This window comes from Micrococcus sp. HSID17227 (genome assembly GCF_003989405.1).
In the GTDB taxonomy this organism is placed as follows: Bacteria; Actinomycetota; Actinomycetes; order Actinomycetales; family Micrococcaceae; genus Micrococcus; species Micrococcus luteus.
Window position 1 is genome coordinate 1 of the sequence record NZ_RBLN01000104.1, and the last position, 7,507, is coordinate 7,507.

General features: G+C 68.7%; 7 protein-coding genes. 4 read left to right on the plus strand and 3 right to left on the minus strand.

Annotated features, from left to right (window positions below):
* The first annotated feature begins 353 nt into the window (after positions 1-353).
* Positions 354-1,019 (plus strand): HNH endonuclease family protein, encoded by a 666-nt coding sequence (locus D8M29_RS06835; RefSeq protein WP_060775773.1) that lies wholly within the window; start codon positions 354-356, stop codon positions 1,017-1,019.
* Positions 1,020-1,564: 545 nt separating this feature from the next.
* Here D8M29_RS06835 and D8M29_RS14170 read toward each other — a convergent pair.
* The 3 genes from D8M29_RS14170 to D8M29_RS06860 are packed head-to-tail and all read right to left on the minus strand — an operon-like array spanning position 1,565 to position 3,761.
* On the minus strand, positions 1,565-2,719 hold the full coding sequence (locus D8M29_RS14170; protein WP_238693344.1) for a GNAT family N-acetyltransferase: 1,155 nt from the start codon (positions 2,717-2,719) through the stop codon (positions 1,565-1,567).
* Positions 2,716-3,270, minus strand: coding sequence for a GNAT family N-acetyltransferase (locus D8M29_RS06855; protein ID WP_052006985.1), 555 nt, complete (start codon positions 3,268-3,270; stop codon positions 2,716-2,718). The genes D8M29_RS14170 and D8M29_RS06855 overlap by 4 nt, the downstream gene beginning before the upstream one ends.
* 11 nt (positions 3,271-3,281) lie before the next feature.
* Positions 3,282-3,761, minus strand: coding sequence for an AAA family ATPase (locus tag D8M29_RS06860; protein ID WP_036381849.1), 480 nt, complete (start codon positions 3,759-3,761; stop codon positions 3,282-3,284).
* 842 nt (positions 3,762-4,603) lie between these two features.
* On the opposite strand from D8M29_RS06860, the gene D8M29_RS06865 reads away from it, so the two are divergent.
* The 3 genes from D8M29_RS06865 to D8M29_RS06875 form a co-directional block, all read left to right on the plus strand.
* Positions 4,604-6,817, plus strand: coding sequence for a type IV secretory system conjugative DNA transfer family protein (locus D8M29_RS06865; RefSeq protein ID WP_123244247.1), 2,214 nt, complete (start codon positions 4,604-4,606; stop codon positions 6,815-6,817).
* A 1-nt stretch (position 6,818) separates the two neighbouring features.
* Positions 6,819-7,124 (plus strand): hypothetical protein, encoded by a 306-nt coding sequence (locus D8M29_RS06870; protein WP_123244246.1) that lies wholly within the window; start codon positions 6,819-6,821, stop codon positions 7,122-7,124.
* A gap of 103 nt (positions 7,125-7,227) precedes the next feature.
* The coding region (locus D8M29_RS06875) for a hypothetical protein (RefSeq protein ID WP_148111537.1) at positions 7,228-7,507 on the plus strand (280 nt) is incomplete at its 3' end.

Here is a 7,507-nt window from a genome sequence, read left to right on the forward strand (position 1 = left end):
TCATCGTGATGATGTCCTTTCGAGGGTGCTGTGAGAGGTGAACTCGAAAGATCTCACGGTGGCCGCGCCCTCGTCCGCAACGACGAACTCGGCCACCGAGCGTTACACCATCATGCGGGGCTCAACTCCAGGCATGTCCGAAGTCGTCCAGGGCTGTGCGGATGACGCCGCGATCTGCAAGTTGCTCCACAGGCACAACGTACAGCGACCTGAGCAAGCCCCCTCATCTGAGATAACCGGTTCGGGAGCCACGCCGCCGGCGTAGAGGGGGCAGGGGGGTGGTGTAGCTCTGCCTAGGATCGGTGGCGATGCACCCTCGCATCGCGTCATCTGCTCGAGCAAGGAACTCGCCCATGTCACGACGCTCTCTGGCTTCTCTGGCCACTGCTGCTGCTTTAGTCGCCACCGCTGTCCTCGGGGGTGCGGGATCGGCGGCAGCCGGCACCACGTACTCGGCCCCGTTGCGCACGGCTGTGGCGTCGTTGCCGGTCGCGGCGGAGAACAATGCCGGCTATGACCGGGCCGCCCAGTTCGGGGACTGGAAGGATGCGAACAGGGACTGCCAGAACACTCGGGCAGAGGTGTTGATCGCAGAGTCCAAGACCACCCCGAAGTTCACGACGGCCCGTAAGTGCACGGTGGCCACGGGCAAGTGGGTGAGCAGCTGGGATCTGCGCACGCACACGTCTGCATCGACGGTGCAGATCGATCACATGGTGCCCGTGCATGAGGCGTGGGGCTCGGGAGCCCGGTACTGGACCAAGGCCAAGCGGGTGGCGTTCTACAACGACTTGGGGGATGCCCGGTCGCTGAACGCGCAGACCTCGGCGTTGAACTCGGCCAAGCAGGCCCGCGGTCCGGAGCAGTGGCTGCCGCCGAAGAACCAGTGCAAGTACATCGCTGACTGGACCGCGGTGAAGATCCGCTGGGGGTTGAAGGCTGACGCCACGGAGAAGGCGTTCTTGGTGAAGAAGGCCGCCTCCTGCGCAAACACCACCCTGAAGGTGACCCGGTACTGAGGCTGCACGGCCGCAATGGTGCCCATTCCCTAGACGTTGACGGCTGCGCGTGTGGGCATTGGTCTGTACGGGGGCTGGCTCGAGGACTTGTGTTCGTACGCATGTCTGTCAGCGCCGCCCCTCTCCTGGAGCTTGCCGAGAGTCGAGGCGTCTGCTTCCTGCTGCGAGCCCGTCGGCTACCCCCGCCACCCTGTCCAGAGGTCTCGAGGCACCCGCCGTATGGGGCTTCTGCCGTCTTGAGCAGGCGTGGTCCTGGAGCTCCGGTCGTCCGGAGAGCGCGAACCTGCTACGGGGGTCTTACCTCGCGGCAGGGGACCGCTTCACCGTGCGGGTCGGGGTGTCGTTGTCGGCATTGGGAAGGTGGCGGTGCAGGACGCGTGGAGTCGGGGCGGCCCGCGGCAGGAGGCCCGGAACGCCGGCCACAAACGACCGTTTGCGGCGCTCGAGGGGGAGTGGTGGCTGACTGTCAAGACGCGGCGAAGATCGCACGCGACTCGTGAAGGGCAGTTCCTTGGAGGGCTCTGGGGCGGAGAGTGTCAGACGACTCAGCTCCGGTTGGACTCGATCCATCCGTGGCGGCGTACGCCGGCGTCCTGCCGTGTGCCACAGTCGAGCACGGTGAATCCCGCCGTGATCAACAGGCGGGAGAGCCCATCGACCGGCCAGTGCCACGCCGTGGTGACGGCGTGGTCGAAGGCCTCCACCTGGTTTGACGCGAAGAAGCCCAGCAGCAGTGACCCGCCAGGGCGCAGCGCCTGGTGCGCGCGCTCCAGGAGGGCAGGCATCTCCACCGGCGGCGTGTGGATGATTGAGTACCAGCCCAGGATCCCGTTGAAGGCGGCTACGGGCAGGGTCTGGAACGAGCCCGGCTCCACGCGTACCTCCGGGTGGGTGCGGTGTGCGTGGGTCACGAACTCTTCGACCGGCTCGATGCCCGTCACCTCATGGCCCCGCGAGGCCAGGTGCGCGGTCCAGTGGGCCGGCCCGCAGCCGACGTCGGCCAGAACCCCATCCACCCGGTCGGCCCAGGCTTCGACCAGGAGCCTGTCGTCCTCGGCCACGGCGTCCATGGTCCCCAGCAGCTCCGTGTACTCGGCCGCGCGGGCGCCATAGGCGGCCGAGCTGGTGGAAAGTCCTTCCCGGGCGGCGTCGTCAGGGGTCACCGCTGCCCCCCCCCCCCCCGCCGGCGCGAGGACCTGCCAGAGCTCGTGGTCCTGCCAGCGACCGGCGATCTTCAGGTACTGCGGGGCCAGGCCGTAACGCTCGAACCCGTGGCGCTGCAGCACCCGACGCGACGTATGGTTGTGGTGCAGGATCTCAGCCTGCACCCGGTGCAGTCCGAGCTCGCCGAAGGCGACCTCCAGGGCCTGCCCGACGGCGGCGGTCGCCACGCCGCGGCCCGTCGCCTCGCGGGCGACCCAGTAGCCGATCGAGCAGAACTGGCCGGCCCCGCGGACCACGCTGGCCAGGGTGAGACGACCGAAGATCGAGCCCACCTCGTCGGTGATGAGGTACGCGTAGGAGCGGTCCGCGGCGCGGTCACGGTCTGCCTGCTCGAGGGTCTCGCGTTGGCCGGCCTCGGTGAACCATCGGGCGGGGCGCTTCGGCTCCCACGGGGCCAGATGCTCGCGCTGCGACACGGCCAGCGCCGCGAGAGTCGGGGCGTCTGCGGGAACGGCGGGACGCAGATGGATGGTCATGGTCGGAGTGTAAGGACCCGCCGCGGTTGGGCAGAGACGCCCGTGGGCCGCGTCAGGAGGATTCCGACGCCGCCGTCGAACTCGATGCCGGCGAAGCGCGGACCGGTCTCCAGGGTCGTGAAGCCGAGCGAGTGGTGCAACGCGAGCGATGGTGCATTGCGGGCATTCACAACGCTGTGGAGGGTGTCTCCGTGGAGCGCTCCGACGGCCTCGATCACAGCCTGCAGCAGACGGTGACCGATGCCTCGGTGGCGAAAGGCGGGATCCACGGTGAGCCCGGCAGTGAGCCACTGCGCTGGGCCTCCAGGATGCAGAGGGGTCCGGGTGGCACCAGACCAGCCCACGACCTCGGTCCCCTCGGGCAGGGCGGCCTCGGCCACGACCAGGACGGGGGCCCGGTCGAGCAACCAGTGAGCGGCCGGAGCGTGGTCCGACGGTGTGCCGCCACGGGCCGCCATGACGACCGCCAGGGCCGGGCCGTCGTCAGGACGTGCCGGACGGATCGCCACGTTCGGTTGCGGGGCGATGTGATTCTGCGGCTGCGTGGTCATGCCGAGGGAATCTACGCGTGGAGCAGGATGCGCTCCACGACCTCCTCCGGGGTCTCTGCAGCCGTGATGCGGTGCTCGGCCACGAAGTCGAGGGGCTGCCAGCCGTGGTGCCAGCTGGCCATCTCCTCGGCGCTGAAGTCGCCGGCCTTGGGGCGTGTTGCGTGGCGGCGGACGGTCTCCGCGAAGGTGAGGTCGAAGGCGTAGAAGCGGGCGTCGTCGCTGGCGGCGGCGATCCGTTGGAGCATTGGCCCGTAGCGGCCGGCGTGGAAGATTCCGTCCAGGATCACGTGATGGCCCCGGGCCAGGCAGTGGCGCGCGGCCGCCTCGAGCAGGTCCGCATGGGCGAGGCTCTCCTGCTCCCGCTCGGCGTACACATCCCGTCGGAAGTGGTCCTGGCTGAGCACGGCGACCGGACCGTCCAACTGGGATTGGAGCAGACGGGCGACTGTGGTCTTGCCGGAGGCCGCGTTGCCGCGGAGCACGACGAGCATTCAGTGAATCTCCAGTTCTATGTGCGGTTCCGGGAGTTCGTCAATGACACCCGGGTCTACAGAGCGTCAAGCGTTCAGGCGCTTCCTGGCGTATGAAACATATTTGCGCGTTTCTGAAATCTTCACTGCATCTCGACATCCGCCGGTGGCCCAGGTTGGGCCCTCGGTGGCCACCGTGCCCATCTTTCAGGCTGGTCTGAGGGATCGCGCGGCCGTGGGCGGTGCGCCTGCCCCTGGGGCATCGGGGCCGCCATTGGGCGGGATGTCAAGGTTCCAGGCGCTCCATGGCGTATGAATCAAATTGGCGCGTTTTGGAACTCTTCGCTGCATCTCGACAGCGGGATGTCAAGGTTCCAGGCGCTCCATGGCGTATGAATCAAATTGGCGCGTTTTGGAACTCTTCGCTGCATCTCGACAGCCATTGGGCGGGATGTCAAGGTTCCAGGCGCTCCATGGCGTATGAATCAAATTGGCGCGTTTTGGAACTCTTCGCTGCATCTCGACACGAGCGCCTCCACCCATCGGGAAATCCTGAAGGACGGGGAAGGAAGAAAAGCGAGATATTGCCCTCTGGAATGGGCTGATTCGCTCGGGTTAGCCTCCTCCTCTCGACTCCGTCTCGCTGAGGAGGCTACCCGACGAGTCAAGTCCATGGAAGGGGGTACCGGGGTGATCTGCCTTCCACATGATTGTGTTTTTACGACAGGGGGTACCGGGAGGCGATCAGAGGGTGGGGTGCGTCGGCGAGGCGGGGGGAGGGACATCGGCGGCGCGGGCGGGCCTTATGGGCAGTGAACGAGAGTCGTCGGCCCCGTCCTCGGGGCCAGAGGGTGAGGCCGCAGATGAGCGTGGACATGGAGCCGCAGATGGGTGTGGGCACGGCGCAGGCCGGCGCACACCAGGAGGTCGACGAGGGGCTCAGGGTGCTGGCCCCTCAGCCGCAGCCGGCGAAGTTCCTCGGGATCGGATCGGGACTGGTCGCCGCCGGCGCGCTGGCCGCCGGCATGTTCGCCGCCACGGACCCGGCCCTGGCCTACACGGTCGCCGGCGGTGGTGCCGGCGTCTCGACGGCATCCCTGGTGGTGGCCGAGCGGGCGCGGCAGCGGGCGGAGATCGCCGACCACTTCACCGAGCAGATCTGCCCGGTGATGATGATCCGCCCGCGGCCGTCCCGGGCCGCGGTGAAGCTCTCCCGCTGGCGTGGGGGGTTCATCGGCCTGCCCCAGCAGGTGCAGCTGACCTACCACGCGAGGGTGGTGCCAGACCCGGAGTGGCTGAAGTCCCTGGCCGAGGTCGCCTCGGTCAGCCTCGGGGCCAAGTACAAGGTGGAGGCCCACCTGCCGCGCAAGCGACGCGTGGTGCTCGGTGCCGTGGAGGCCGAGCAGGTGGAGAAGACCGACCCGACCGTGGACCGCGCATCCCGGGTGGTGCGGGACCTGCTGGGCGAGTCCGCCCGCGTGAAGGTCGAGCTCAACGACGACGGCGACGCGACCCGCATCGAGGTCGCCCACGAGCAGGGCAGCAACATGGCCATGGCCTCCAAGCGGCTGCGCGTGGAGCGAGTCCTGGCCACCCGCGTCCCCGGAGACTGGGTCCCGGAGTGGAACCTGGTCGAGGACACCGTCGTGTTCTCCGCCCGCGAGCCGATGCCCTCCCTGGTCCTGCCCCCGCCGGAGCATTCCCCGCTGGTGCGCACCCACGCCGACTACCGAGATTTCCAGATCCCCCTGGGCGTGGACGAGGACGGCGAGCAGCTCTCCTGGCACCCCCGCAAGCAACCCCACATGGTGGTGGTCGGCACCACCGGCTCGGGCAAGACCGTCGTGGAGCAGAACGTCGTCCAGCGCCTGACCCAGGCCGGCTGGAAGGTCTGGGTGATCGACGGCAAGCGGATCGAGTTCATCGGCCTGCGGGACTGGCCGAACGTGGAACGGCTGGCCTCGCGCATCGAGCACCAGGTGAAGCTGATCGAGGACGCCCACGACCTGATGAACGAGCGCTACGCGCTGATCGAGGCCGGCAAGGCGACCTCCGCCGACTTCGAGCCCGTGGCCCTGATCGTCGACGAGGCCACCACGCTGCTCGAGGCCGCCGACGACTGGTGGGCCGAGGTCAAGCCCAAGGGCGGATCCTCCAAGTCCGCGGTGCTCAAGCGCCTGGGCAACATCGGACGCCTGGGCCGCTCGGCGAAGATCCACATGCTCATCGGCCTCCAGCGCGCGGACACCCGCTTCATCTCCGGTGAGTTCCGCGACAACCTCGGCATGCGCGTGGCCATGTCCCGCCTCAGCCCCGACGGCGCCAAGATGATGTGGGACTCCTACGTGGTCGGCACCACCATCCCCCGGCACATCAAGGGCCGCGGCATGGCCCTGAACTCCGCCGGCGTGCCCGTCATGATCCAGACCATCTACGCCCCCAACCCCGACCCGGGATCCGACGACTACGACCCCCAGCGCGTCGCCGCGGTGCGCCCCCGCGAAGTCGTGCACAAGAAGATGCTGGTGGAGATCCTCGATCCGGTCACGGTGGACCTGGACGGCAACGAGAACCCCACCAGCTACGCCGACTACATGGACGCCCGCGTCTACGAGGCCCCCGACCAGCCCCAGGTGCAGCCGGCCACCGCGCCCGCCGCCAACGCGGCCGTCCCGGCCGGCGCGCTCGCGGCCTTGCAGTCCCTGAACACTGCTCCCGCCACTGCCGCGGTCGAGGAACGCCCGACCGGGCGCCCCTCTCCGGCTGTGCTGGCCGACCCCAGCCGCCCCGTGATCGCCGAGCGCAAGCACGTGCCCTACGTGCCCGACGACGAGCAGGACCTCTTCGAGGGCTACGGCGAGCCGGTGGAGTCCCCGGCCGAGGAGTTGCAGGCCGGCGACCTGATCCAGATCGACCCCGACGCCGAGACCTGGGCGGTGCTCGCCGAGGACCCCCAGGAGGACGAGGCCGGGATCTACCTGGAGTACATCGAGCGCGACACCGGGGAGGCCGGCGGCATCTCCGTGGCCGCCACCGAGATGCTGCCCACCCGCCACGTCGAACACGAGGAGAACTGAGATGAGCGCGAACACCAACGGCACCAGCGACGGCACCGACATCATCTGGATCACCCTGGCCGGCGTGTTCTTCCTGGGCACCGGCGCCTTCACCGCCTGGGCCGCCAGCGCCATGAACTCCGTGCGCCAGAGCCTGCTGGAGATCGGCCTGCTCGTCCCCGCAGACCAGGCCGCCTTCGAGCTCGCAGACACCGGCGTCGGCGTCAGCCTCCCCCTGGTCCTGGGGGCCGGCGCCGTGCTCGTGGCCATCGTCATGATCGCCGCCTATCGGTCCGCCAGACGCCGGGCCCGCGGCCTGGACGACTGACCTGACGGACTCGTCAGCAGCTAGGGACATGCCGCGGAGAGCCCGGCCTTGTGGTCAGTGAAGGCGCCCGTGCAGGGCGGATGGATCGGACCAGGAGGTTGTCATGTGCAGGGCTCAGGGCGAGGCGGGGTGTCCCCACGGACGTCGATGCCCCCCGAACGCAACGGCACGGGAGGCCGCGCTGAAGCGTCGACGGGAGAACCGGGCCATCGGACAGCAGATCGCCCGATGGGCCAAGGCCGAGGGCAAGGCTGACGAGCTGGCCGAGCTGAAGAAGCAGCGCAAGCCCATCAACGAGATCAAGGACTGGGCCGGCCAGGCCGGCGCTCCGGAAAGCGTCTTCGCCCGCGCCGCGGGCCCGGCCAAGAAGGGATGGGAGGCCG

What these genes read in the sequence shown, in the direction of transcription:
- D8M29_RS06870 (WP_123244246.1), top strand. Translation starts at nt 6,819, where the DNA reads ATGAGCGCGAACACCAACGGCACCAGCGACGGCACCGACATCATCTGG.
- D8M29_RS06855 (WP_052006985.1), bottom strand. Translation starts at nt 3,270, where the DNA reads ATGACCACGCAGCCGCAGAATCACATCGCCCCGCAACCGAACGTGGCG.
- D8M29_RS06860 (WP_036381849.1), bottom strand. Translation starts at nt 3,761, where the DNA reads ATGCTCGTCGTGCTCCGCGGCAACGCGGCCTCCGGCAAGACCACAGTC.
- D8M29_RS06865 (WP_123244247.1), top strand. Translation starts at nt 4,604, where the DNA reads ATGAGCGTGGACATGGAGCCGCAGATGGGTGTGGGCACGGCGCAGGCC.
- D8M29_RS06835 (WP_060775773.1), top strand. Translation starts at nt 354, where the DNA reads ATGTCACGACGCTCTCTGGCTTCTCTGGCCACTGCTGCTGCTTTAGTC.
- D8M29_RS14170 (WP_238693344.1), bottom strand. Translation starts at nt 2,719, where the DNA reads ATGACCATCCATCTGCGTCCCGCCGTTCCCGCAGACGCCCCGACTCTC.